The organism is Sinorhizobium medicae (assembly GCF_007827695.1).
In the GTDB taxonomy this organism is placed as follows: domain Bacteria; phylum Pseudomonadota; class Alphaproteobacteria; order Rhizobiales; family Rhizobiaceae; genus Sinorhizobium; species Sinorhizobium medicae.
In genome coordinates this window covers 63,620-89,879 of sequence record NZ_VITA01000019.1, presented here as the reverse complement: position 1 = coordinate 89,879, position 26,260 = coordinate 63,620, and the positions used below count along the sequence as shown (strand labels likewise).

At 62.0% G+C, this 26,260-nt stretch carries 18 protein-coding genes and 1 pseudogene; 15 read left to right on the top strand and 4 right to left on the bottom strand.

Features of this window, described 5'->3' with window-relative positions; genetic code table 11:
- Positions 1-41 precede the first annotated feature (41 nt).
- The 12 genes from araG to FB009_RS25955 all read left to right on the top strand — a co-directional run bounded on the left by araG (position 42) and on the right by FB009_RS25955 (position 18,118).
- Positions 42-1,568 carry an L-arabinose ABC transporter ATP-binding protein AraG gene (gene araG, locus FB009_RS26015; protein ID WP_101779239.1) on the top strand — a complete coding sequence of 509 codons (1,527 nt, stop codon included), beginning with the start codon at positions 42-44 and terminating at the stop codon, positions 1,566-1,568.
- A 2-nt stretch (positions 1,569-1,570) separates the two neighbouring features.
- Positions 1,571-2,524 (top strand): L-arabinose ABC transporter permease AraH, encoded by a 954-nt coding sequence (araH, locus tag FB009_RS26010; protein ID WP_011969239.1) that lies wholly within the window; start codon positions 1,571-1,573, stop codon positions 2,522-2,524.
- Positions 2,525-2,912: 388 nt separating this feature from the next.
- Positions 2,913-3,941 (top strand): substrate-binding domain-containing protein, encoded by a 1,029-nt coding sequence (locus FB009_RS26005; RefSeq protein ID WP_011969240.1) that lies wholly within the window; start codon positions 2,913-2,915, stop codon positions 3,939-3,941.
- Between the two features lie 61 nt (positions 3,942-4,002).
- Positions 4,003-5,544, top strand: a complete 1,542-nt coding sequence (locus tag FB009_RS26000; RefSeq protein ID WP_101792630.1) for a sugar ABC transporter ATP-binding protein — start codon at positions 4,003-4,005, stop codon at positions 5,542-5,544.
- A gap of 19 nt (positions 5,545-5,563) precedes the next feature.
- Positions 5,564-6,556 (top strand): ABC transporter permease, encoded by a 993-nt coding sequence (locus FB009_RS25995; protein WP_011969242.1) that lies wholly within the window; start codon positions 5,564-5,566, stop codon positions 6,554-6,556.
- Between the two features lies 1 nt (position 6,557).
- On the top strand, positions 6,558-7,562 hold the full coding sequence (locus tag FB009_RS25990) for a sugar-binding transcriptional regulator (RefSeq protein WP_028053688.1): 1,005 nt from the start codon (positions 6,558-6,560) through the stop codon (positions 7,560-7,562).
- Positions 7,559-8,554, top strand: a complete 996-nt coding sequence (locus tag FB009_RS25985; protein ID WP_101792631.1) for an aldo/keto reductase — start codon at positions 7,559-7,561, stop codon at positions 8,552-8,554. Before FB009_RS25990 ends, FB009_RS25985 begins: the two co-directional genes overlap by 4 nt.
- An 11-nt stretch (positions 8,555-8,565) precedes the next feature.
- Positions 8,566-10,299 (top strand): glycerol-3-phosphate dehydrogenase/oxidase, encoded by a 1,734-nt coding sequence (locus FB009_RS25980; RefSeq protein WP_024311972.1) that lies wholly within the window; start codon positions 8,566-8,568, stop codon positions 10,297-10,299.
- Between the two features lie 66 nt (positions 10,300-10,365).
- Complete coding sequence (locus FB009_RS25975) at positions 10,366-11,208, top strand: class I fructose-bisphosphate aldolase (protein WP_101804527.1); 843 nt, start codon at positions 10,366-10,368, stop codon at positions 11,206-11,208.
- 30 nt (positions 11,209-11,238) lie between these two features.
- Positions 11,239-12,768 (top strand): FGGY-family carbohydrate kinase, encoded by a 1,530-nt coding sequence (locus tag FB009_RS25970; protein ID WP_011969247.1) that lies wholly within the window; start codon positions 11,239-11,241, stop codon positions 12,766-12,768.
- Complete coding sequence (locus FB009_RS25965) at positions 12,765-14,369, top strand: GMC family oxidoreductase (protein ID WP_101804529.1); 1,605 nt, start codon at positions 12,765-12,767, stop codon at positions 14,367-14,369. Before FB009_RS25970 ends, FB009_RS25965 begins: the two co-directional genes overlap by 4 nt.
- 479 nt (positions 14,370-14,848) lie before the next feature.
- Positions 14,849-18,118 carry an adenylate/guanylate cyclase domain-containing protein gene (locus tag FB009_RS25955; protein ID WP_101804542.1) on the top strand — a complete coding sequence of 1,090 codons (3,270 nt, stop codon included), beginning with the start codon at positions 14,849-14,851 and terminating at the stop codon, positions 18,116-18,118.
- A 437-nt stretch (positions 18,119-18,555) separates the two neighbouring features.
- Here the strand turns inward: FB009_RS25955 and FB009_RS25950 are convergent, their stop codons facing one another.
- Both FB009_RS25950 and FB009_RS33345 read right to left on the bottom strand, forming a co-directional pair.
- A complete protein-coding gene (locus tag FB009_RS25950) occupies positions 18,556-19,212 on the bottom strand; it encodes a redoxin domain-containing protein (protein ID WP_101779229.1) in 657 nt (218 codons plus the stop codon).
- A gap of 380 nt (positions 19,213-19,592) precedes the next feature.
- A pseudogene (locus FB009_RS33345) lies at positions 19,593-19,699 on the bottom strand (type II toxin-antitoxin system RelB/DinJ family antitoxin); the annotation flags it as partial.
- Between the two features lie 529 nt (positions 19,700-20,228).
- Here FB009_RS33345 and nuoH point away from each other — a divergent pair.
- The 3 genes from nuoH (at position 20,229) to FB009_RS25930 (ending at position 22,330) form a co-directional block, all read left to right on the top strand.
- Positions 20,229-21,215, top strand: a complete 987-nt coding sequence (gene nuoH, locus FB009_RS25940) for an NADH-quinone oxidoreductase subunit NuoH (RefSeq protein ID WP_101779225.1) — start codon at positions 20,229-20,231, stop codon at positions 21,213-21,215.
- A gap of 68 nt (positions 21,216-21,283) precedes the next feature.
- Positions 21,284-21,847 (top strand): NADH-quinone oxidoreductase subunit I, encoded by a 564-nt coding sequence (locus FB009_RS25935; protein WP_102045576.1) that lies wholly within the window; start codon positions 21,284-21,286, stop codon positions 21,845-21,847.
- A 42-nt stretch (positions 21,848-21,889) separates the two neighbouring features.
- Positions 21,890-22,330 (top strand): CBS domain-containing protein, encoded by a 441-nt coding sequence (locus FB009_RS25930; RefSeq protein WP_011969253.1) that lies wholly within the window; start codon positions 21,890-21,892, stop codon positions 22,328-22,330.
- Positions 22,331-22,413: 83 nt separating this feature from the next.
- Here the strand turns inward: FB009_RS25930 and nuoG are convergent, their stop codons facing one another.
- Both nuoG and nuoF read right to left on the bottom strand, forming a co-directional pair.
- Positions 22,414-24,966: an NADH-quinone oxidoreductase subunit NuoG gene (gene nuoG, locus FB009_RS25925; RefSeq protein ID WP_101777768.1), complete on the bottom strand. Its 2,553-nt coding sequence runs from the start codon at positions 24,964-24,966 to the stop codon at positions 22,414-22,416.
- 28 nt (positions 24,967-24,994) lie between these two features.
- Entirely contained in the window at positions 24,995-26,260 is a 1,266-nt protein-coding gene (nuoF, locus tag FB009_RS25920; protein WP_028053698.1) for an NADH-quinone oxidoreductase subunit NuoF, read from the bottom strand.

Below are 26,260 nucleotides of genomic sequence, written 5' to 3'. Positions count from 1 at the left end.
GCCCGGCGGCCAACCGCCGGGCATCCTTCCGGAGCGTTGCGATGCAGGATTTTCTAGAATTCACATCAATTTCAAAGGGCTATCCCGGCGTTCAGGCGCTTTCGGATGTCTCCTTTTCCGTGCGCAAGGGTGCCGTTCACGGACTGATGGGCGAAAACGGTGCGGGGAAATCCACCCTTATCCGGGTGCTCTCCGGTGACCAGGCAGCCGACACTGGTGAAATTCGCATCGACGGCAGGCCGCAGCACTATCGCTCGGTACGCGACGCCTTCGACGCCGGCGTCATCGTCATTCATCAGGAACTGCAACTCGTGCCGGAGCTGACGGTTGCCGAGAACCTCTGGCTCGGCCGCTTTCCCGGCAGGGCCGGTGTCATCGATCGCCGGCAGCTTATCCGCGTCGTCAGTGAAAGGCTCGCGGAGATCGGTATCGACGTCGATCCCGGGGCGAAGGTTGCATCCTTGTCGATCGGCGAGCGCCAGATGGTAGAGATTGCCAAGGCGGTGATGCTCGACGCCCGCGTCATTGCTCTCGACGAGCCGACATCGTCGCTCTCCTCGAGAGAAAGCGAGATCCTGTTCTCGCTGATCGACAGGTTGCGGTCGAACGGTACCGTCATTCTGTACGTTTCGCATCGCCTCGACGAGATTTTCCGCCTGTGCGACAGTCTGACCGTTCTCAGGGACGGGCGGCTTGCGGCCCATCATCCGGACGTTTCGAAAGTGACCCGCGATCAGATCATCGCCGAGATGGTCGGGCGCGAGATTTCCAATATCTGGGGTTGGCGCGCCCGTCCTCTCGGAGACGCAAGGCTGACGGTCGAAGGCGTGTCCGGCGCCGCCCTGCCACACCCGATCAGTTTTACCGCGCGCAGCGGCGAGATTCTCGGCTTTTTCGGGCTGATCGGCGCGGGCCGCAGCGAAATGGCCCGCCTGCTCTATGGCGCCGACAGCCGACGGCAGGGCACAGTCCTGGTGGACGGCGTTGCCGTACGGGCCGACAGTCCCCCGCATTCGATCCGCGCCGGCATCGTTCTCTGCCCGGAAGACCGGAAATTCGACGGCATCGTCCACGGGAGATCCATTGAAGAGAACATGGCGATCTCCTCCCGTCGCCATTTCTCTCGCTTCGGCATTCTCGACCGCGGCAAGGAAGCGGAACTTGCGGAGCGGTTCATCGCGAAGCTGCGCGTGCGCACGCCCTCCCGCCACCAGGACATCGTCAATCTCTCCGGCGGAAACCAGCAGAAGGTGATCCTTGGACGCTGGTTGTCGGAAGAGGGCATCAAGGTGCTGCTGATCGACGAGCCGACCCGCGGCATCGACGTTGGCGCGAAGTCGGAAATCTACGAAATCCTTTACGAGCTTGCAGCGCAAGGCATGGCGATCGTCGTCATCTCCAGCGAATTGCCGGAAGTGATGGGCATTGCGGATCGCATTCTGGTGATGTGCGAAGGCCTCATCGCGGCAGAAGTTGCAAGGGAAGACTTCGACGAGCACCGGATTCTCACAGCCGCGCTTCCGGATGCCTCCGGCACAAAAGCTCCCATTTCCGAACAGGTACGCTAACGATGACGACGTCCTTGAAAAAACTCCTTCTCGGCGAGCAGGGCCTGGTGGTTATTTTCGCCGCCGCATTCCTGGTGGTATCGCTGACGGTTCCGAATTTCCTCACCGAACGCAACATGCTCGGCCTGCTGCAGTCCGTGGTGACCATCGGTCTCGTCGCCTGCACCATGATGTTCTGCCTCGCGTCGCGAGACTTCGACCTTTCCGTCGGCTCCACCGTCGCCTTCTCGGGAATGGTTGCGGTCATGGCCTCGAACGCCACGGGCTCTATCGTGCTCGGGCTTCTGGCGGCGCTTGCCTGCGGCACTGCCGTGGGTATGGCCAATGGCGTGGTGATCGCGCGCTTCCGCATCAATGCACTCATAACCACCCTGGCGACGATGCAGATCGTGAGGGGGTTTGCTCTGATCGCGTCGGACGGGCGCGCAGTCGGCATCAACGATCCGGTCTTCTATCAGCTTTCATTGTCGAAATTTCTGTCCGTGCCCACGCCGATCTGGGTGATGGCATTTTTCTTCGTCGTATTCGGGTTCCTCCTGAACCGCACCGTCTTCGGCAAGAACACGCTCGCGATCGGCGGTAACCCGGAAGCCTCCCGGCTCGCCGGTGTCGACGTGGCGCGGATGCGAATCTGGATCTTCGCGCTGCAGGGGCTCGTATGCGCCGTTGCCGGGATCCTGCTGGCCTCGCGCATCACCTCCGGCCAGCCGAATGCGGCGACCGGCCTCGAACTCTCGGTCATTTCCGCCTGCGTTCTCGGCGGTGTTTCGCTTGCCGGCGGCCGGGCGACCATGACCGGCGTCGTCGTCGGCGTTCTGATCATGGGCATTGCCGAGAACGTCATGAACCTGCTCAATATCCAGGCCTTCTATCAATACGTGGTGCGCGGCCTCATCCTGCTGATCGCGGTCCTCCTCGACAATCTGCGCTCCGTCGCCGGCCGGCCGCGAGGGTGATTTCCGCCACGGGAAGACACAGGCCACCTTTCCGTTCCCGATTTTCCCTGCCCGGCAAAACAATCCAGCCAGCCCAACTTCCTGGGCTGGCTTTGTGCATGCCGCGCCGCAGACGCGGCGCTGCTGAATGCTGCGACGAGCACAGTCACGAGGTAAAAATCGCCCTATACGCCGCAACCGCCAGCCCCCCTGACAAACGTACGCAGGCCATTCGCTCAATTTCATGAAATATATTTCATTGATGGAAATATATTGACATCCTTTCCATCCTAGAGTTACCTGCCTCTTACCGGACTTCGAGGAGGAAGGCCGGACTTCACGAAGATAGCGGCTGCGTTTGGCGCGCCGACGCGGTTATTGGGAGGGGCTTCGGCCTCGAGGAGGACTCTTGCGCAATTTTCTCAGCACGACCGCAATGGCGGTTCTAGCAACCACGCTTTTTTCCGGCGCGGCCGCAGCCGCGGCGGAAAACCCGTTCCGCTGCAAACCGGGCGAAAAATACGTCATGAACGTGATGGTATCCGGCGTCGAATACTGGTTCCCGGTTTACGAGATGTTCAAGCAGGCCGGACAGCAGTTCGGCTGCGAGACGGAATACACCGGAACGCCGGAATATGACGTCAACAAGCAGATCGCCAGCTTCGACCAGGCGCTCGCCCAGAACCCAGCCGGCATCCTGGTTCACCCGATGAACTCCGATCCGTTCATCGAACCCATCAACCGGGCGACCGACCAGGGCACGGCGGTCGTGACCTTCGCCGCCGACTCGCCCCTGTCCAAGCGCGTTTCCTACATCACTTCAGACAATACCCGCGAGGGGATCTACGCCGCAGACAAGATCGCCGAAAAGCTCGGCGGCAAGGGCGAATATGCCGTGCTCGAAAATCCCGGCCAGGACAATCATGACAAGCGCATCGCCGCCTTCATCGGCCGCATGGAGGAGAAATGGCCCGACATGAAGCTCGTCGGCCGCGCCGCCTCCAACCAGGACCCTAACAAGGCCTATCAGGGCCTTACGAGCCTTATCCAGGCAAACCCGAACCTTAGCGCCGTCTTCATGCCCGAAGCAAATTCGGCGATCGGTGCGGCACAGGCGAACAAGGAAACCGGCGGCAAGGTGCTCGTCATGTGCGCCGACGTCAACGCCAATATCCTCGACATGATCAAGGCGGGAGAGGTCTTCGGATCGATCAATCCGAACCAGGGCATGCAAGGCTATATGGGCTTCCTCATGCTCTGGCTGGCCAAACATCCGGAGCTGATAGACCCGATGAACGACGCCAAGCGTTCCGGTTTCAATCCGATGAGCATTCCCGTCGTCGACAACGGCCTGTCGATCGTTACCGCCGAAAACGCAGACGATTTCTACTGGGACAAATACCTGAAGCGCCGCGGCACCAAAGGTATCGAGGAATAAGGTCGCAGTGAGCGGCCGCCCGGATTCCCCAGGCGGCCGATCAAGCGGGGGAAAAATCGCGATGACATCCGAGACCGTGCTCGACATCCGCAATGTCAGCAAGCACTTCGGCGCCGTGAAGGCCCTGACAGCCGTAAACTTCCGGCTCGAGCGGGGCGAGGTTCACGCGCTCTGCGGCGAGAACGGCGCCGGCAAGTCGACATTGATGAACGTCATCGCCGGCGTGCTGCAGCCGTCGGAAGGAGAAATCCTCGTCGAGGGAGCGCCGGTGAGGATCGCTTCGCCCGCGGTCGCGCAATCGCTCGGTATCGGGCTCGTCCATCAGGAGATAGCGCTCTGCCCGGACGCGACGATCGCGGAAAACATGTTCATGGCGGCGACCAACCGCCGGCGCTCGGTTCTGATGAATTACCGCAAACTGGAGCGGGACGCCCAAATCCTGATGAACCGTCTGGCGCCGATCGATGTCCGTCAGAAAGTCGGCGACCTATCGATCTCCAGCCAGCAACTCGTCGAGATCGCCAAGGCGCTGACGCTTGACTGCCGCGTGCTCATTTTCGACGAGCCGACGGCGGCGCTGACCGAGACCGAAGCTCAGGTCCTCTTCGGCATCATCCGCGATCTCAAGGCGCGCGGCATCTCGATCATCTATATCAGCCACCGCATGGCGGAAGTGTTCAGCCTTTGCGACCGGGTGACGGTTTTCCGCGACGGACGCTATGTTGCGACCGAAACCGTTGCGGACATCACCCCTGACGACGTTGTCCGGCTCATGGTCGGCCGCGAGATCGATCAGCTTTATCCGGAGAAGCACGGCCAGTCGGGGTGCGTCGGCGAGCCCATATTGTCGGTCAAGAAGCTCGGTGACGGCGCGCGTTTCCGCGACGTCAGCTTCGAGCTGCGCCACGGCGAAATCCTTGGCGTTGGTGGCCTGATCGGTTCCGGGCGGACGGAAATCGCCGAGGGCATATGCGCGCTGCGCGCAGCGACGCAAGGCGAAATCCGGCTTCATGACAAGGTACTTCGACTGCGCCGCTATTCCGATGCAGCGAAGGCCGGCGTCGTCTATCTTTCAGAGGATCGGAAAGGCTCCGGCATATTCCTCGAAATGTCGATCGCTCAGAACATTGCCGCGCTCGATCTGAAAGCGTTGACCTCATTCGGCCTGCTCAATTTCCGCAAGGAAAGATCGCTCGCCGAAGAATTGGCCCGCAGACTTGGCGTGCGGATGGGCGGTGTCGATATGCCGGTCTCTTCGCTTTCGGGCGGCAATCAGCAGAAGGTGTCGATAGCCAAGCAGCTGGCCGTCAACCCGAAGGTGATCCTGTTGGACGAACCGACGCGTGGGATCGATGTCGGCGCCAAATCGGAAATTCACCGATTGCTGCGCGATCTTGCCCGCGCGGGTATCGGCATCCTTGTCATCTCCTCCGAACTGCCGGAGCTCATCGGCCTCTGCGACCGGGTCCTGGTAGTGCGCGAAGGCGGTATAGCCGGCGAGGTCTCGGGCGATGAAATGACCGAGGAGGCGATCATGCGGCTTGCATCCGGCATCGACCCGGAGGCCAACACGAATTCAAAGGCATCCGGGCATGCGGCCTGAAGAAGCAGGAGACAGGACTATGGCAGTCGACATATTGCCGGTTGCGCACGACGCGCGCAGGCCGGCCTGGAAACGGATCGGGACGATGCGCGAGGCCGGGCTGATCGCGATCATCCTTTCGCTCTGCGTGATCATGAGCTTCGCCTCGCCGCACTTTCTGACCCTCGGCAATTTTCGGGCGATGCTCATGTCCTTCTCCGTCGAGGGGATTGTCGTCGTCGGCATGACGATCCTGCTGATCGTCGGCGGCATCGATCTTTCTGTCGGTTCCGTCGTCTGTTTCTCTATGGTGCTCTCCGGCTCGCTCTTCCTGATGGGGGTCGACCCTTGGACGGCATCGCTCGTCGGAATTGCCGCCAGTGCGGCCATCGGATGCATCATGGGCTTCTTCGTGACCGTGGTCGGGCTCAACCATTTCATAACGTCCCTTGCGGCCATGGTGATCGTGCGCGGTCTCTGCCTGGTGATCACCAAAGGCACGCCGCTGTCGCTCTTCACCTTGCCGCCCGCCTTCAAGGCGGTCGGCCAAGGGACCTTTTTTGGCGTACCCTATGTGATCGTGATCTTCATCGCCGTCGTTGCCGTGTTCGACTTCCTCCTTCGCCGGGCAACCGCGTTCCGCAAGGTCTTCTATACCGGCAGCAACGAGAAGGCCGCCCTTTATTCCGGTATCAAGACCAAGGACGTCAAATTCTGGGTGACGGTCCTTTGCACGACGCTCTCGGGTGTGGCGGGGACCATCTATATGGCGCGCTTCGGCGCGGCGACGCCGACCTTCGGGGTCGGCATGGAACTCAACATTATCGCCGCGGCAGTGATCGGCGGCGCCTCCCTCAACGGCGGATCGGGCACGATCCTGGGCGCCATTCTCGGCATCGCCCTCCTGTCCGTCGTCACCAGCTCGTTGATCCTGCTCGACGTCTCCGTCTACTGGCAGGATATGATCAAGGGTTGCATACTGCTCGCAGCCGTTTCGATCGATCACATGCTGCACAAGCGGAAGGCTGCCTGACATGCCGAACGCCAAACCGAAATCCACATCCGGCCCGCGCGAGGAAATCGTCATCGCCAGGCAGATGCACCAAGCCCTGGTGCTGCATTTCCTGGAAGGCTTGACGCAGGCGCAGATCGCCGATCAGCTCGGCATCTCGCATGCGACCGTCAATCGCCTGATCAAGCGCGGCCGACAGCTCGGCCTCGTCGAGATAAAGATCAAATCGCCTGTGGAGCCGTTGATCGAGATCGAGGAAAGATTGCTTGCGCTTGGCGGCATCAGCCGGGCGGTGGTCGTGCCGACAGCCTCCGACAATCCGCAGACCGCCTTGCAAGCGGTCGGCGAGGCCGCAGCAAGACTGATGCTCGAGGAGATCGCCGATGGCGACACGATCTGCATCACCGGTGGCAAAGGCGTGAGCGCCGTCGTTGCCGGTCTCCACCCGCCGCGCCGGTACGATATCGAGGTCATTCCCGCGACAGGCTGCGTTCAGGGCAAGCACTATACCGACGTTAATCACGTCTCAACCCTGATGGCGGATCGGCTCGGCGGCCATTCTTTCCAGATCCATGCGCCTCTTTTTGCCGACAGCGAAGCGGAACGAAGAATGCTGCTGGGCATGCGCGCAGTCGCCGACGTCTTCAAGCAGGCGCGTGAAGCGAAGATTGCCGTGGTCGGCATCGGCTCGATCCTTTCGGACGACTCCAGCTATTACGACCTGCACCCCTCCTCCAGTACCGACCGCGCGGCGATCGAACAGTCCGGTGCATCCTGCGAGCTGCTCGCGCATCTCCTCGATGATCAAGGGCGCGTCTGCGGCTATGGCCTCAACCAGCGCCTCGTATCGCTGACGCTCTCGGAATTCGCCTCCATCCCCATGAAGATTGGCGTCGCAAGCGGTCCGAGCAAGGCGGGGCCGATCCTGAGCGTCATGCGCGGCAAACATCTGGACACACTCGTTACCGATCAGGCAACGGGCTCGCGCATACTCGAACTGGCCAAGGAAGTCGGAGAACATTCATGAACGGACAGCAAATGACGCGGATGATCGGTCGCTCCGGGATCGCGGCCTCTCCAGTCGGCCTCGGCACCTGGGCGATCGGCGGTTGGATGTGGGGCGGCACGGACGAACGCGAGTCCGTCGCCGCCATCCAGGCTTCACTGGATGCAGGCGTAACGCTGATCGACACGGCACCCGCCTATGGGCTCGGACGGGCCGAAGAAATCGTCGGCAAGGCGCTGGTCGGGCGCCGGGACAAGGCGGTGATCGCGACGAAATGCGGCCTCGTCTGGCATACGCGACAGGGCAACCATTTTTTCGACCAGGACGGCAAACCCGTGCATCGACATCTCGGCCGCGAGTCGATCTTTCACGAGGTCGAGCAAAGCCTTAAACGACTCGGCACTGACTATATCGACCTCTACATCACCCATTGGCAGGATCCGACGACGCCGATCGAGGAAACCATGCAGGCGCTCGAGGAGCTGCGCGCCGCGGGCAAGATCCGCGCGATCGGCGCCAGCAATGTGAACCTGGAAGAGTTGGAGATCTATGTGAAGATCGGCGGCCTCGATGCAATCCAGGAACGGTACAGCATGCTCGACCGGGAGATCGAAGGGAATCTCCTGCCGGTCACAACCGCGAACGGGGTGGCTACACTCAGCTATTCTTCGCTGGCCCTGGGGCTCCTCTCCGGGAGGATCGGACCAGAACGCGTGTTTTCCGGAGACGACCAGCGCAAGGCCAATCCGCGCTTCTCGGCCTCAAACCGCGAAAAGATCATGCGTTTCGCCGAAACGATCCGGCCGGTCGCGCAGAAGCATGAGGCGACGATCGCCCAGATCGTCATCGCCTGGACCCTGGCACAGCCCGGCATCACCTTCGCGCTCTGCGGCGCGCGCAATCCGGCTCAGGCACGCGACAATGCAAGAGCCGGCACAATCCGGCTCAACGCGGACGACCTCTCGGCGATCAATGCCGCAAGAGCGGCTGCGCTGGTAAACATGGACAGGTAGCGGACCGCCCCATGACAAGAACAGAGATTTTTGACGGGCTTCGCCGGAGCCCGAAGGTGGACGTGTGCGTCCTCGGCGGCGGCATCAACGGGCTCAGCGTCTTTCGCGAACTCGCGCTGCAGGGATTGCGCGTTCTGCTCATCGAGAAGCACGACTACTGCTCGGGTGCGAGTGCTGCATTGTCACGAATGGTTCATGGCGGCCTGCGGTACCTCGAAAACGGCGAATTCACGCTGGTAAAGGAATCGCTCGTCGAGCGGGACCGGCTGCTCAGAAACGCGCCGCACCTCGTCGCGCCACTTGCGACGACCGTCCCGATCTTCGACGTTTTTTCCGGCCTTGCCAACGGCATCGTTCGCTTCCTCGGCCTGAGCCGTCGACCGAGCCGCCGCGGGGCGATCGCCATCAAAGCGGGACTTTCGATCTATGACCTGCTGACACGCAAGCGGGCGCTGATGCCGCGCCACAGGTTTCGCGGCCGTCGTTCGACGCTCGCGAAATGGCCCGCTCTCAATCCGACGATCCGCAGTTCCGCCACCTATTACGACGCATGGGTGCGCCACCCCGAGCGGATCGGAATGGAGCTGCTGCAGGATGGCCTGTCCGCCTCGTCCGAAGCGGCCGCGCTGAACTATGCGGAGCTTCGCAGAAGCGAGAGCGGTGGCTTTCTGGTGGTAGACACGATCGACGGGGCCGGCGTCGAGATCAAGCCCGGGCTGATCGTGAACGCGACCGGCGGCTGGATCGACATCACCAACGGTGCGCTGCTGCCGCCCGACAACGGCTGCGGCCCGCTGGTGGGCGGCACCAAAGGCTCGCATCTCGTTATAGACAATCCGCAACTGCGCGAAGCGCTCGGAGATCACATGATCTATTACGAGAACGAGGACGGCCGCATCTGCATCCTCTTCCCCTATTTCGGCAAGGTGCTGGTCGGCTCGACCGACATTCGAGTCGACGATCCCGAGACGGTCAGGTGCGAGGAAGAGGAACGCGACTACATTCTGCAATCGCTGGCCTTCGTGCTGCCCGGCATCGAGATCGCGCCGACGGAGATCGTGTTTCAGTTCTCCGGCGTGCGACCGCTGCCCGCGAGCAGCGACAATTTCACCGGCCGCATCCCGCGCGACCATTTCTGCACCACGATCGAGAATGCCGGCACACCGGTACTTTGTATGATCGGCGGCAAGTGGACGACGTTTCGGTCCTTCGGCGAGCTTGCCGCGAATATGGCATTGGAACGGCTCGGCCGTCCGCGCCACGTTTCGACGGCCGACCGCGCAATCGGCGGTGGCCGCCATTTTCCGGCCGATCGGGACAGCTGGATCTCCGCACTCGCCCTCCGCTTCGGCCTGCCCCGGACACAGGCGGCCGAACTGTTCTCCCGCTACGGTACGGATGCCGAACCGGTGGCGTCATTCATCGGTCAGGCAAGCGACGCCGTGATCCCGGGTGCCGATTATTCAACACGCGAAGTTCTGTTCCTGATCCGCAACGAGGCGGTGGAGCATTTGGACGACCTGCTCTTGCGCCGCACCACGCTCGCCGTTTCCGGCGCGCTCTCCCTCGGCATTCTGGACGCTGCACTCGAACTCCTGGCGGAGGAGAAGGGGTGGTCGACGGCGCGCCGGCTGAGCGAGCGGGCCCGGTGCCTTGCACTCTTGCTAGAACGCCATGGCATCGACGAGCAGACGCTCGGGGCTCGAACGCACCAGCCTGGAGACAAGGCCATGGCAGCTGGCTGACACCGCGATCCTTTGCAGCCGCCACGACGCACGTGCACTGCGCAACATTTGAAGAAGGAGAAGAGTATGAAAAGCAATCGCAAGGTGCGGATGAACCGCATGTTCAACGGCGGACGCTGCCTGGATGTCGCCATCGACCACGGGGTCTGCAACGAGCCGTCCTTTCTGAGCGGGCTGGAAAACATGGAGGCCGTGGTAAGCGCGCTGGTCGAGGCGGGACCCGACGCCATTCAGATGAATTTCGGCCAGGCCGATCTCCTGCAGGAGCTTCCCGGCAAGGACAGGCCGGCGCTGGTAATGCGCCTCGACATGGGCAATCCCTATAATCGCCTGCGTCACCGCGACATGTGGGCGGTGTTGCAGAACGAGGCCGAGCCCCTGATCGGGGCGCTTGCGATGGATGCGGCCTGCGTGGTCGTCAACCTGTTCATGCTGCCGGACGAACCGGATCTCTTCCGCCAATGCGTGCAGAATATCGCCCGCGTCCGGGCAGATTGCGACACATATGGTATGCCGCTCATGATAGAGCCGCTCGTCATGCAGCCGGTGACCGAGCATGGCGGCTACATGGTCGACGGCGACGCCGAAAAGATCGTCACCCTCACACGTCTAGCCCGGGAGATGGGGGCCGACATCATCAAGGCGGATCCCACCACTCATGCGGAGGATTTCCATCGGGTGGTGGAGACTGCGCGCTGCCCGGTTCTCGTGCGCGGCGGCGGCAAGGAGGATCTGCGGTCCGTCTTCGACAAGTCGTCAGCCTTGATGAAGCAGGGAGCGATGGGCATGGTCTACGGGCGCAACATCTATCAGCACCCCGATCCGAAAGCCGTGGTGCGCGGCTTGATGGCGATCGTGCACGAGAATGCCAGCGGCGAAGAGGCTTTCTCGCTGTATCGGCAGGGCTGATCGGCTTTCGGAACTTGGGAGGGGTTTTGCATGGGACGCTATCTTTTGGGACTCGATGCCGGCAACACCGTCATCAAAGCGGTGATCTTCGACCGGGAGGGCAGTGAAATCGCCTCCGCCGCGGCCGAGGGACACAGCCGGATGCCCTCGCCGGGCCATGTCGAGCGCGGCCTTGACGAGCTTTGGCAGAATGCACGCCGCGTTATCCGCACATGCATAGATGAGGCGGAGATCGACGCCGGCGAAATCGGGGCAATCGGCTGCGCCGGCCATGGCAACGGGCTCTACGCGCTCGATCGGGATGGACGGCCGCTTCTCGCTATCCAATCGCTCGACACCCGAGCGGCGGCACTGGTCGACGAATGGAAGTCGCAAGGTGTCGGGGAACGGACCTACCCTATCGGTCGGCAGCGGCCCTGGCCCTCGCAGACCCCGACCCTTCTCGCCTGGTTGAAGCGGCACCGGCCGGAGGTCTTCGCAAGCCTCGGCACGGTCTTTCTCTGTAAGGACTTCATCGTCAACCGACTGACGGGCGCGCGCGTCAGCGACGTTTCAGACATGACCGGCTGCGGCTTGCTCAATCTCGCCGGCCGCCACTACGACGCGGCGCTCATGGCGGCATACGGGCTGTCCGACAGCATGGACCTTCTGCCGCCGCTTGTGGAAAGCGCCGATATCGCAGGTCGTCTCACCGAGGCTGCCGCGGCCGAGACGGGCCTGGCCGCCGGGACACCGGTGGTCGGCGGCCTTTTCGACGTGGTTGCCTCGGCGATCGGTTCCGGGGTTACGCGCACGGGCGCCGCTTCCATCATCGCGGGGACGTGGAGCATCAACCAGGTGATCATCGAAGGCCCAGAGCTCGATGGACCGGTATTCATGTCTTCTACGTTCGACCGCGACCGTTACATGGCGATAGAGTCCAGCGCGACATCCGCGGCAAACCTCGAGTGGCTGGTACGCGAGTTCTTCTCCGACATTCGCTGCGAAGGGCGCTCTCCGTTCGATCTCTGCTGCGAGCTGGCGTCCTCGAGCGAGCCTGCCTCCGACGACCCCCTCTACCATCCCTTTCTCTACGGCGCCCAACAGGACGGCAGCGCCCGGGCCGGCTTCTACGGCATCGCCGGCTGGCACACGAAGGGCCACCTCGTCCGAGCGGTCCTCGAAGGCGTGGCTTTTGGTCACCGCCAGCATATCGAGGCTATACGGAAAGCGGGCGCCGACTTCGACGAGGCGATACTCTCCGGCGGCGGCTCGCGCAGCCTGGTATGGCCGCAAATATTCGCCGACGTGCTGGGCGTGCCGGTCTCTGTCGCGCGCTCGCGTGAGACGGGCGCCTTGGGTGCGGCAATCGCGGCGGGCACTGGCGTCGGTATTTTCTCGGATTTTGCAGAGGGTGCGGCGGCCATGGTGAAAACCGATCGGCACTATCGCCCGAATACGGCACGCGAACCGCATTATGCCCGGCGCTACGCACTTTACCGAGACATCGCCGATGCAATGGCGCCGCTCTGGCGGCGCCTCTCGGCAATTGAGGCCACGACGGCGGGAGCGGCGGCGTGAATCCGCATCCGAACGAAACATACGATTTCATCGTCGTCGGCGCCGGCTCCGCTGGCTGCGTTCTCGCAAACCGGCTTTCGGCCGACCCGAGAAACCGGGTCCTGCTGCTCGAAGCAGGCGGCAGTGACCGCTACCACTGGGTTCATGTACCGATCGGCTATCTCTACTGCATGGGCAACCCGAGAACCGACTGGATGATGAGGACGGCTGCGGAGCCCGGTCTCAACGGACGCAGCCTGCCCTATCCGCGTGGCAAGCTGCTGGGCGGCTGCTCTTCCATCAACGGCATGATCTATATGCGCGGTCAAGCGGCCGACTACGACGGCTGGCGCCAAGCCGGCAACGCCGGTTGGGCCTGGGACGATGTGCTTCCCTATTTCCTGAAATCGGAGGATAACCACCGCGGCACGTCGGCGATGCATGGCGCAGGCGGGGAATGGCGCGTCGAGCGGCAACGCCTGTCCTGGCCGATCCTCGACGCCTTTCGCGATGCGGCGGAGGAGCTCGGCATTCCAAAGACGGAAGATTTCAATATCGGGGACAACGAGGGGTCCGGCTATTTCGAGGTGAACCAGCGTGGCGGCGTGCGCTGGAACACGACGAAGGCCTTCCTGCGCCCCGCTATGAAGCGGCCGAATCTCAAGGTATTGACCGGCGCAGAGACGGAGCGCCTGATCTTCGAGGGCCGCAGGACGAAGGGCATCCGCTTCCGCTTGCACGGACGGATCCGGGAGGCGCGAGCGACCCGCGAGGTCATTCTCTCTGCAGGCGCGATCAACTCGCCGAAAATCCTCGAGCTGTCCGGGGTGGGGCGACCGGACGTCGTCTCGGCGGCCGGTATAGAGCTGGTCCACGATCTCCCGGGTGTCGGCGAAAATCTGCAGGATCATCTTCAGATCCGCACAGTTTTTCGCATCGAAGGGGCAAAAACGCTGAACCAGCTCTATCACAGCGTTTTTTCCCGTATGGGAATGGGCCTCGAATACATGCTGAGGCGTTCAGGCCCACTATCCATGGCGCCGAGTCAGCTCGGCATATTCGCCAGGAGCAGCCCGTCCGTCGCAACCGCAGATCTCGAATATCACGTGCAGCCGCTGAGCACCGATCGTTTGGGAGAGCCGCTGCACAAACACCCCGCCGTCACCGTGTCGGTTTGCAATCTGCGGCCGGAGAGCCGGGGAAGTGTGCATGTCACGACAGGGGATGCCTCCGCCGCACCCGATATCCGGCCGAACTACCTGTCGACGGCCGGTGACCGGCTCCTTGCGGCGCAGGCGATCCGCCATGCCCGCAGCCTGATGGCGACAAAGGCGATCGCACGATTTAAGCCGGCAGAAATGCTGCCGGGCGCGGAGTTCCAAAGCGAGGATGAACTTATCCGCCGGGCCGGCGACATCGCGACGACGATCTTTCACCCGGTGGGCACCTGCAAGATGGGCAGCGATCCGATGGCGGTGGTGAACCCTTCGCTTAAGGTTCATGGTCTTGATGGCTTGCGTGTCGTCGACGCCTCGATCATGCCCAGCATCGTCTCCGGAAACACGAACTCACCGGTAATCATGATTGCGGAAAAAGCGGCGGATGCCATTCTCCGCCGCTAGACCACGATTTCGAAATCCAGGACGAAACCGCACGCGGCGTCCTCAGTTGAAGCCGTGCACCCTCAGCTTCAGGCTGCCGACTGCCTGCTTCTCGAAAACATGAGAGGTCAGAACTTCATGTTAGGAGATCACCTCGCGGAGCGAGTTTGGCTCTTCGTTGAGCAGGCTGTCGTGAAGCGTACGATGCGAATATAGGTGCCGTCCGGCTTCGGAGCCCAATCATTGCGACCATTGCAAGTCACACGTGTCTCGGAGGCTGATCGGTCAGGCCGTCGAACGCGAGGGCCAAAACAGGTAGATAACGGCCGTTGGAACGCGCTCGGCACTCCGCCACGCTAGGGTTGGCTGCTGGCGTCCCGTCAGCGTCGTTTTGTTCTCGCTGCTTGCCCGTTTACCCTTACGGGTCCATTCTCATTCTCCGTATTGGAACACTTCTGGAACTGGTCCGAGGCCTATCGATGATCGCATGGGGTCAATCGATGAACTGCGCGGGTTGCGGGCTCGAGATCCAAGGCGGCTTTGCCTTCTGCCCTACTTGCGGCATGAGGCAACCAACGTCCTGCCTTGGCTGCGGCTACCCGTGCCCGTCTGACTTTGCCTTCTGCCCAAAATGCGGCGCTCCGACGAACGATGCGGGCGCAGAGGGGAAGCCTACCAGCCGCGCCGCTTCGGCGCTGACCGAGAAGATTAAGCAACCGGCCCTGCCCGCCGTCGATGCCGACCGCCGGACCATCACCATTCTATTCGCGGATCTCAGCGGCTTCACTGCACTGTCCGAGCAAATCGACCCGGAACTCATGCAGGCACTGCAAAATGAGCTGTTCGAGGAGCTTACCGAGGCAGTCCAGAGTTTTGGCGGCTTCGTTGACAAGTTCATTGGCGATGCCCTGCTCGCGCTGTTCGGCGCGCCGATCGCGCATGAGGAAGACCCCGAGCGAGCGCTTCGCGCCGCCCTCGACATGGTCGAGCGGGCTTCACGCATGGGCGAGCGCTGGCAGGCGCGGGCCGGCGCGCCGCCAATCCTCCACATCGGCGTCAACACCGGACCGGTGGTCACCGGCGGCTTTGGCGCGGGAAGCGCTAAATCTTATTCGGTGACCGGCGACACAGTAAATACAGCGCAACGGCTACAGTCCATGGCTTCGCCCAGCGAGGTGCTGGTCGGGCCATTGACCCAACGCCTCACCCGGCATGCCTTCTTCTTTGAGACGCTCGGCGAGACCATGCTGCGCGGGAAGACAGGAAGCATACCTGTCTACCGCCTAAAGGGGTTGCGCGAAGCCCCGCGTCCTGCGCGTGGATTGGAGGCGCTGGGCCTCAGCACTCCGCTGATCGGCCGGAAGGCCGAGCTCGAGCGTATGTTCGCGAGCCTCGATCTGGCTTGCAGAGGTTCGGCCCAACTGGTGCGGCTGGTCGGAGAAGCTGGGATCGGCAAGTCGCGGCTGGTTAACGAATTCATCGCACGCATTGGCGACGAACAACGCTTTGCCGCTGTCGCGATCAGGCAGGCAGCCTGCTCGCCGCTCGGTGAGCAGTCCTATGGTACGCTTGCTGCCGTCGTTAGAAGCGCCGCCGGTATGCGGCAAGGCGGCCCGGTAGCTGAGACTAAAGCAAGGCTTTCCGATCTGCTGGGCGAACTTGGCCTGAACCGAGATGAGGCGGTCAGCCTGACGCCGCTTCTGCTCCATGTCGTCGGCCTCGGCGGTCCGGACGGCGCGTTGCGGCATGTCCAACCCGAACAACTCCGCAGGCAGATCTTCTTTGCGATCCGCACCATCTTCGAAAGGCGGCTGGCTCTCGGGCCGCTGCTGATAGTGGTGGAGGATTTGCATTGGGCCGACGCTGTGTCGTTGGAGGCGCTACGATTCCTGATGGACCGGCTGGAACGGCAGCGGCTGATCATGGTGTTCACCCATCGCCCGACATTTGACATGGAACAACTCGATTCCAGGCGCATCAGCCATACGACGCTTCGTCTCGCTCCGCTTGACGACAATGGTGGGCGAAAGCTGCTCGCCTCCCTTTTCGGCAACAGATGGGACCAGACGTTGAACTTACTCGGAAGCCGGATTCTCGACCGCGCCGGCGGAAACCCGCTATTTATCGAGGAGATTGTGCGCGGCTTCATTGAGGGCGGGATCCTGGAGCGCGACGGGCTTCATTGGCGGGCTGCATCAAGTGAAACGGCGGTCGAGATTCCGGCGAGTATTCAGGCAATATTGCTCGCCCGGGCGGACAGGCTGCCGCCCGAAGCGCGAAGGCTGGCCCAAGAGGCGGCGGTCCTCGGTCCACGCTTCGACGCAACGCTGCTTGCCGCGATTTCAGCCCACCCAAAGAAAATCGAGACGGGGCTAGATATTCTCTGTGATGCGGAGATCATCGAGGAAGTGGCCGCTGGCGGTTCAATCGCGTCTCGCTCGTATCGTTTCACGCAGGCCCTGCTCCAGAACGTGATTTACCAAAACCTCCTTCTGCAGCGGCGCACCGAAATGCACGGGCAGGTCGGGATGGCGTTGGAACAATCATGCGGGCAAGACCCAGAGCGCCTCGAGGACCTGCTGCTTCTCGGCCATCATTTCAGCCTGAGCCCGAACAGGGCAAAGGGTGCGCGCTATTTACGTTCGGCCGGTGACCGGGCACGCGCGGTCTACGCAAATGACGACGCTATCCGGCACTACCAACAGGCGCTGACGGCGCTTGCCGACGACCCGGAACCCGTGGAACTGAGGCTCTCTCTGCGCGAGCGCATCGCCGATCTTTGCGGTACGACGGGGCGGCGAGAGGCAGCTCATGAACACTACCGGACGGTGCTCGTGGCTCGCCGAGCCACAGGCGACCGCGCTGGGGCGGCACGGATATTGCGCAAACTCGGCCGACTACTTTGGCAAGCCGGCAAAAGAACCCACGCCGAGGCACACTATGCCGAAGCGGCGCTGTTGCTTGAAGGAACTGACGCGCGTATCGAACAGGCGCTTCTGCTCCAGGAGCGTGGTCGTCTGGCATTTCGCATCGGTGAGCACTCCAACGCCATAAAATGGGCTGAGAAGGCGCTCGAACAGGCCGAGTCGCTGCCGGTTGATGCCGACGAGGGGACCAGATTGGAGGCGGCACACGCGACCGCAGAGGCGCTCAACACAAAGGGGGTCGCTCTGGCGCGGCTCGAGCGATGCCGCGAAGCGGTGATAGAGGTGGAGCAGAGCGTCAACGTTGCCGAGGCTGCCGGCCTGTTGAGCGCCGCGTGCCGTGGCTACACGAATCTTGGCGTGCTCTACACTGTGATCGATCCGGCACGGGCAATCCAGGTGTGTCGGCGAGGCCTCGAAGTTGCGCGCCGCATTGGCGATCTCGGCTTTCAAGCGCGTCTTCTCGCCAATCTGGCTGTCGTCAGTTGCACCTTCACCGACCGCTGCGGCGGCGAGGGCGTTCCTGCCGCCGAAAAGGCGATCGAACTAGACCGCGCACTCGACCAGCGCGAGCATCTGCCTGTCCCGCTCATAGTCCTTGGACAGATTCATCAGTGCCATGGGGAGCCGGAACTCGCGGCACGCTGTTACAATGAGGCACTAGAAGTGGCGCGGGAAACAGGCGAGCCGCAAATGCTCTTTCCGTGTTATGACGGCCTAGCTACACTGTGTCTCGACGTCGGCGATATGGCCGAGGCCGAGCGGTACTTTTCCCTGGCACAGGATGTATGCAACCAGCACGGGCTCGATCCCGAAGGGCTGGTTGTCCTGCCGTTTCTCGATTAGCCGTAGGAGAAACTGGATACATCCGAGGGTCGTCTCGAAGGCCCGCCTGCAGCCAGCGACTATGCGCCAAATATTATTGCTCATTGCGATTACCTGTGACGGGAAGATTACCTACGGGAACATCGCCATTAACAACTACCTTTGGCAGAAGCCGCTCTTGATGGCCGCAGTCTCCAATGGCCATTCTCACAGGCGCCACACGGCACAAACCGACAGCGCTTTGCGCGGAGAAGACGTCGAATAGCTGGCCGTTCCGACACACCCCATCAAGCGCACGCGCCTTTGTTTCCACATCGGACAATGCCAGACTTGCTCGCGCCGTAGAGAAAGCTGCTGTTGCCCGCAGCGCCGCCGAAGCTGGCGAGAAGCGGGTGCAGATGCTGCTCACCCTTTCAGTCCGGGATGGTACTGGCCGGCCGCCCATGAACCGGCCGTGGTTAGTCGGCTAGCGCGCGGGCTGCGGCCAGGACTTCGTTGGCTGAAGGAAACTTCCCCAACCCGGCTAGCCCATCGGCCGCGCACTCAATGTAGGCCCAGCGGACGAAGCCGGCCCTATCAATTAAAAATTGGCCCTTAAGCTGGGGCCACTGCCGCTCCATATCGGCTTGATCCGTTTCATTATACTTGTAGTTGTCTAGCTTTCCAATGGCCTCGGCCGCATGCGTGATCGGCAGCGGTTCTGCGAACAAGCCGTCTGGGTTGATCAGGGTCGTATCCAGCGCCCTCAGGAACTCCGGCGTCGGTATGGGTCTTGGGACGCCGTATGCTTGATGCGTCGAGAGTTCCGGATCAGCCGCCAGACGGAGGCGTGTGGGCCTGAATCGGAAATAAAGCTGGGCGTTGTCGGGGGCTGTAGCCACAACTCCGAGCGTTTCAACTCCTGCAGACTTAAGTGCAGACTCTGATGCTGCGATCTGGGCAATTGCGCGGCGGCAGAATGGACACCAGAGGCCAATGAACAGTGCAAGAAAAAGTGGGGTCCTCCCACGATAGTCGGCCAAGGAGATCGTCCCGCTGCCGTCCACTGCGGGTAAAACAAAATCCGGAGCGGGTTCGCCTGGCGTGACAGGTTGCGAAATCTGGGTGATGCTCATGGGAACGACTCCTCAAACATCAAATCACCATAATGAAGCAGCGCAGGTCGGCGCAAAGATTGGCGGTCGATGCAATTCAGCGGACACAAAGCATCGCCCATTCGATCCGGCGCACGGAGACATTTGAGAACGATGCTAACGAGTTTACATGTCTACCCGTCACTAAGACAATGCTCTCAAGGTTGCTTCTCCGCATGGACACCGCTATCGGGTTCTCTCGTCTACTGTAACCGACGATGCCTCGCGATCGTCAGGCGCATATTGCGCGTGGACAGGCCTCATTGGTCACCCGCCAGGCTGCCTCCCTGTTGAGGACACGCGACCCGATCCTCGATGATGCCGATGTCGGACGCACTTTCGTGCGCGCTGTACCTCCACGCGAACCACGCGTCGTGGGCCCCGCTGTGGCCGACAAGTTCCAATGGCAGGGCGCTTTCGTTCGCTGTGCGGGTTAACAGAGCTGAGCGGCGTCTGAAACTGTCATTCCAGAGCAGGCTCGAATCCTAGTCGTTCCGACGTCCCGAACTCACCATTGCCGCTTCTGGGGAAACGAGTTCCGGTCGATACATGATTCGATCCATCAAGCCTGGAACGTGCACATCCCTCTCAGCAAGCCGTGTAAAGGCTCGTGAAGACCGGCTCCCTTCGTCCCCTTGCGGAACTTCGCTCGCTCTCGGCCGAAATCACGCCCATCCCCCGAGCTGACTTTCGGCGTCACAGGGTGGAATGTCCGAAAGTTGCCGGGGCAGTCATTGCCCCAGCAGGATGTCGGCTGTTCAATGCCACGAGGGTTACGTGATCAAGCGCACAGGCGATGGGGCGCTAGTCGAGTTCTGCAGTGTAGTTGCAAGTGGAGCGTGACGGCTGTACCGTGTACGTGCAAGATGCGCAAAGCTGCGCGCTGCTGCATGTTCCTTATGTTTGCCGACTAAGGCTGAAACATGCAGCGATCGAAAGTGCCACAGCGTGCTTTGCGCGTCGGCTTGCACGCGCGGGACTGGGCAGGACGTGCCGTAATGGAACTTGTCGTCGCTCTCGGTCTGATCGTCTTCAAGGTCGCGTTGCTGATCGCGATTCTGTTGTTGCTACCCCTGCCGCTAACGTGGTTGGAACGTAAGATAGCGGGGCACATGCAGCAGCGGATGGGGCCGATGCGCGTGGGCTGGCACGGTCTTCTGCAGCCGGTAGCGGACGGTATCAAGCTCCTGACCAAAGAGGACCATATACCGGCCGAGGCCGACCGCTTCCTGTTTAAACTGGCTCCGATCCTGGCGCTTGCCCCGCCCTTCGTGGTGTTTGCCGCAATCCCCTTCGGCGAAACTGTTTCGGTTCTTGGCAACGAGATCACTCTCTACATTTCCAACCTGAACGTAGCGCTGCTTTTCGTCTTCGCGGTCATTGGGCTGGAGGTCTATGGCGTCATCTTCGGCGGCTGGGCGGCTAACAGCAAATATGCGGTCCTAGGCTCTCTGCGGACCTGCGCGCAGATGATCAGCTACGAGATTCCGATGGGGTTCGCGGTCATCGGCGTCGTCATGCTGGCGCAATCCATGAGCCTGCTGGACATCGTGCGGGCGCAAAGCGACGTCTGGAATGTCGTTTATCAGCCGATCGGATTTTTCGTGTTCTTCGTCGCAGGCCTTGCAGAAGCGCAGCGAATTCCTTTCGATCTTGCGGAAGCCGAAGGCGATCTGGGAGCCGGGTTCCACACCGAATATAGCGGCATCCGCTTCGCCTTGTTCATGGTCAGCGAATATGTCGTGATGGTGCTGGTGTCGGTCCTCACTGTAATCCTGTTCTTCGGCGGGTGGAACGGCGTGCTCATCCCGCTGCCGCCGCTCCTCTGGTTTTTGCTGAAGGTTGCCTTCTTTATCTATCTGTTCATATGGTTCCGCTTTACCTTCCCCCGCTACCGCTATGACCAACTGATGGCAATCGGATGGAAGGTCTTGCTTCCCCTGTCTTTGGCGAACATAATCATCAGCGGTGTTGTTTTCTCCTGATGCATGCCGCCCAGAAGCTCTGGGTACGGACATGCAAGAAGACTCTCAGGAGCCGCAGCGAGGCGGCCATGTCGCACGCACTGGACAAAGCTGGAAGATGGATCGGCTGGGCTTTCTTCGCCGATCTGGCGAATGGTTTGGCTTTGACCTTCGGCTACATGTTTTCCAAACCCGTTACCATGCAATATCCGGACAAGGAGAAGTGGCTGCCCTATTCGCGTTATCGCGGGCACCATTTCCTCAAACGTGACGCCGAGGGCGAGATCAAATGCGTCGCCTGCGAGCTCTGTGCGCGGATCTGTCCCTGCGACTGCATCGAAGTGGTCCCCTACGAGGACGAGAAGGGCAATCGGCGCCCGGCCAAGTTCGAGATCGACACAGCCCGCTGTCTCTTCTGTGGGCTCTGCGAGGACGCCTGCCCGGCGGACGCGATCGCTCTTGGCCAACAATATGAGTTTTCGAGTTTCTCCTCGCGCGACTTGGTGATCGGCCGTGACGATCTGCTCGCCAAGCCGGGCAAGGCGATGACCGGCGGCGTCGTCGCTGCGCGCCTGAAAACCGAACGCGACGTTCTGGTCGAGGCGAGCGAGCCACGCGGTTACAATTGGTGGCGGAATATTCGACGAAAGTGACGGCGCGCCCGGCGTCGCGCCGGAGCAGGACTGGAGGCTCTGATGCACATCTGCCAAATCCTGAGGAGCAAGTCTCCCGAAATCTTCTCGGTCACGCCGGACCACACGATGGTGGAAGTATTGCAGCTGTTTCGCGACAGGAATATCGGCTTTGTCGTCGTCGGCCGTTCGCCAGGGGAATGCTTGGGCACACTCTCGGAGCGGGACTGCTGCTATGCCGTGGCCGAGTACGGCTCCGAAGCACCCCTCATGCGGGTGGGAGAAATCATGAACCGCACTGTCGCGACCTGCTCGACGGAGGATTTCCTCCCGTTCGTAATGTCGATCATGACGGAGCGGCGCACACGCCATGTATTGGTCATGGACGGCAACGATGCCGTCGGCGTGGTTAGCATCGGCGACGTGGTCAAACACCGGCTCGAAGAGGCATTGCAAGCGGAGCGGGACATGCACGATTATATTTGCGGGGCCAACTATCGCTGACGAAGTCACCTGCCGCGGATTGCCTGAGAGTGGACCCCTTCAGCAAGGCTGCAGTGACCCTCTGCCCGCAAATCCGGATGCAATCAGACCCGATCCTCCTCCAGAGCAGACGCTGCCTTTGCGCATGCGCGAATCTCCACCGGACATGGATACTCGCCCCGCCGCATCAGACTGTTGAGCCGCAGGGCGCGGTAGTTTTCGGGAACGAACACGAGCCCGTCCGGAAAGCGCTTGTTAACCTTGAGCTTCGCCGTCAGCTCGCCCCGGGCAGACCGCACGAGCACCTGATCGCCGTCCGAGAGGCTAAGACGAGCGGCATCCCGAGCGCTCATCTCGATAAACGGGTCATCCGCGACCGAATTCAGGGTTTGCGAGCGTTCGGAAACATAGCCATTGTGGAACAGGCAGTTGCCGGTGATCAGCTGGAGCACGTCCGTCACCCGGGTCGGGGGCGGAGGAGCGAAGGGCGCACCGGCCCAAGGCCTCGGGGCTGACCTGGTAAATGCACCGTCGCCACCAAGCCCTTCCCATGTCAAGCCTTCATAGGCGGAAACCAACCGGGTTATCTCATCGAAAACGGCGGCACTGGCCGATAGCTGCAGCGGCTGCTCCCGGAGCGCCGCGATAAAGTCGAAGATCGCCAGATTGCTCCGGGCGTCAAAAGGCGGCTCGCGGAATTTGCGAAGCGCCTGGATACGGCCTTCATTGTTGGTGAACGTGCCGGATTCTTCGCCGTAACCGGCGGCGGGCAGCACGACGTCGGCCAATCCCGCCGTATCTGTGAAAAACGCCTCCTGCACAATCAGAAGACTGGCGGCACCGAGTGCGCGCTCGACGAACTCCCGGTCGGGATAGGACATCATCGGGTCGCTTCCGACCACATAGAGCACGCCCATCCGCCCGTTCTCGCAGAGTTCCAGCATCGCGTCGACATCGGCGCCCGGTTTGCAAGGGATCTCCGCGCCCCAGCTCCGTTCGAACTTCGTGCGCGTGGCCTCATCGGCGACGGGGCCCAGCCCCGGCAAAACTCCCGGCAGTACACCCATGTCCCAGGCGCCCATCTGATTGGCACGATCGAAGAGGAACTGCATCGAGGGTTCCTTGCCGAGCAGGCGCAGGAGCTGCAGAAGGTTGCCGAGCTGCTGCAGCATCTCCCGCGCCAGCGGCGATCTCAGCAGATCGACGTTTGCCAGGACAGTGACGTTGCGACCTTCCTTGAGCATTACGACCAGACGGTCCAACGCGTCATTTGCGCCCGCCGCGGAACTGGGGGTCTTCGCAGGGATGTCGCCCGGCAAACCCTCATCGGCCACGGCCGCGAGAGCAGCCACGACCGCGGCCAGGCTCTGAGCCTCGCCGCCGGGCTGAACGCGAAGAACCGCCCGGGCATCGGCGTCGAGCCGCGATGGCCGCGCCGAAAGCATGAGCAAGCCGGTATCCCGCCGCCGCGCGGCATCGCGCAGGAGGTATTCGGTGACCGGGTTCTCCTCGGTCACGTTGCCACCTACGACGAGGACGCAGTCATTGCCGATCACCTGTTCTAGAGCGCCACGGCTGTAAAAACTTGCTACCAGCGGAGCCAGGATGTCGAGAGGCGTGGACCAGCGGGACGAGCAGTCGACATTATTGGTGCGGAACACCGTCCGCATCAGCTTCTGGAACTGGTAGAGCACCTCGTTCGGCAGACGCGGCGAGATGAGCCCGCCGGCGGCCCTGCCCTCCACCGCCGCGAGGCGCTGGCGGAGAAATTCGCCCGCCTCTTCCCATGACACCGGCGTGAGCGCGCCGTCGCGGCGAATCATCGGCCGCTTGATGCGATCCCGGCCCTCGATGAAATCGAGGCCGAAGCGGCCGCGCACGCAGAGGGTTTCGCAGTTGACCCCATGCTCCCAGTCCGAGCGGACCCGCATGAACTCACCCTTGCGCGCTCCGACAGTGAGCTGGCATCCGGTGCCGCAATGCGGGCAGATCGTGTCGGTCTCGGCGAGATCCCAGGGCCGTGCCCTATAGCGATAGGGGAAGCTCATCAGCGCGCCGACCGGGCAGACCTCGATGCAGTTGCCGCACTGGTCGCAGCTTGCAAGACTCCCTTCGAAACCGGTGACGGCGGTGTCCATGCCCTTTTCGACCGTGCCTAGCGCCACCGCGCCCACGACCTCCTCGCACATGCGCACGCAGCGCTGGCACTGGATGCACCGGTTGACATTCATGATGATCACCGGGCTCAGACGGATGTCCTTCGAATGGAACACACGTTTGGGGTCGCGGAACCGGCTTTCGCCGGGCCCATACGCCATGACCATGTCCTGAAGCTCGCATTCGCCACCCTTGTCGCAAATCGGGCAATCGAGGGGGTGATTGGCGAGCAGCATGTCGAGCATGGACGCGCGCGTTTCTTCGATCAGCGGCGTATTTGTCCGCACTGCCATGCCGTCCGCTGCCACCGTGGCGCAGGCCGGTTGCAGCCGCCGCAGCCCCTCGATCTCTACCAGACACATGCGGCAGGAGGCGAGTGGCGGCAGCCGCTTCCAATAGCAGAAGGTGGGGATCTCGATGCCCAGTCGCTCGGCGGCGGCGAGCACCGTCGAGCCAGCCTCGACCTCCAGGGTTTGTTCGTCGATCGTAACCTTGACCATACTTCCTCCCAGACCGGCCCGGTGCCCCTCAGTGGAAAGGGCACCTCCGCTCTTCGATATGGGCGACGAACTCCTCGCGGAAATGCTTGAGCGCGGCGCGCAGCCCCATGGCCGCGCCGTCGCCCAGTGCACAAAACGTGTTACCGAAAATGCCCTTGCAGAGCATCTCCAACTGCTCCAGGTCGCCGGTTTCGCCCTCGCCTGCCTCGATGCGCCGCAGGACTTTCACGGTCCAGTTCAAACCTTCCCGGCATGGCGTGCACTTGCCGCAGGACTCATGGTGGAAGAACTCGATGATCCGCGTTGCGATCTTGACCATGCAGGTCGAGTCGTCGATCACGACCACGCCCGCCGAACCGAGCATCGAACCGGCGGCGGCGAGCGAGTCGAAATCCATGCCCACCTCGAGGTCGCTCTCCGGGATCACCGGCGCCGAGACCCCGCCAGGAATCACCGCTTTGATCTTTCGCCCCGGCAGGGGTCCGCCGGCGTATTCCTCTACGAGTTCCCGCAGCGATATGCCCATCGGCAGCTCATAGAGGCCGGGTTTGCGCACCTGACCGCTCACACAGTAGAGCTTCGGGCCGGGACTCCTGTCCGGCCCTATGCCGCGGAACCATGCCGATCCGCGCATCACGATATGCGGCACGCAGGCAAGCGTCTCGACATTGTTGATGACCGTTGGGCTGGCATAGAGGCCGGCTACAGCAGGAAACGGCGGCTTCAGTCGCGGCTGCGCCCGCTTGCCCTCGAGAGACTCGAGCATTGCGGTCTCCTCTCCGCAGATATAGGCGCCGGCACCGCGATGGATGTGGACCATGAATTTGAAGTTGGAGCCAAGAATGCCGGTGCCCAGATAGCCGTTTTCATGCGCCTGGGCGATCGCCTGTTCCATGCGGCGAATAGCCGTCACATATTCTCCGCGAATGTAGACGTAAGCGGTTTCGGCCCCGATTGCATAGGCGCTGACCGCCAGCCCCTCGATGAGCTGATGCGGGTCGCGCTCCATGATGATGCGGTCCTTGAAGGTGCCGGGTTCCCCTTCATCGGCATTGCAGCAGAGATATTTCGGCTTGCCGGCCGCTTTCGGCACGAAGCTCCACTTCATGCCCGTCGGGAACCCGGCACCCCCGCGGCCGCGCAGGTTGGACTCCTTGACGAGCTCGACGATCTCGTCGGGTGTATATTCGCCGAGTGCCTTCGTGAGCGCTTGGTAGCCGCCGCCGACCTGGTAGGTCGACAGCAGATGACCGTCCGGCACATCGACATTTCTGAGCAGGACCGGCTCGAACAT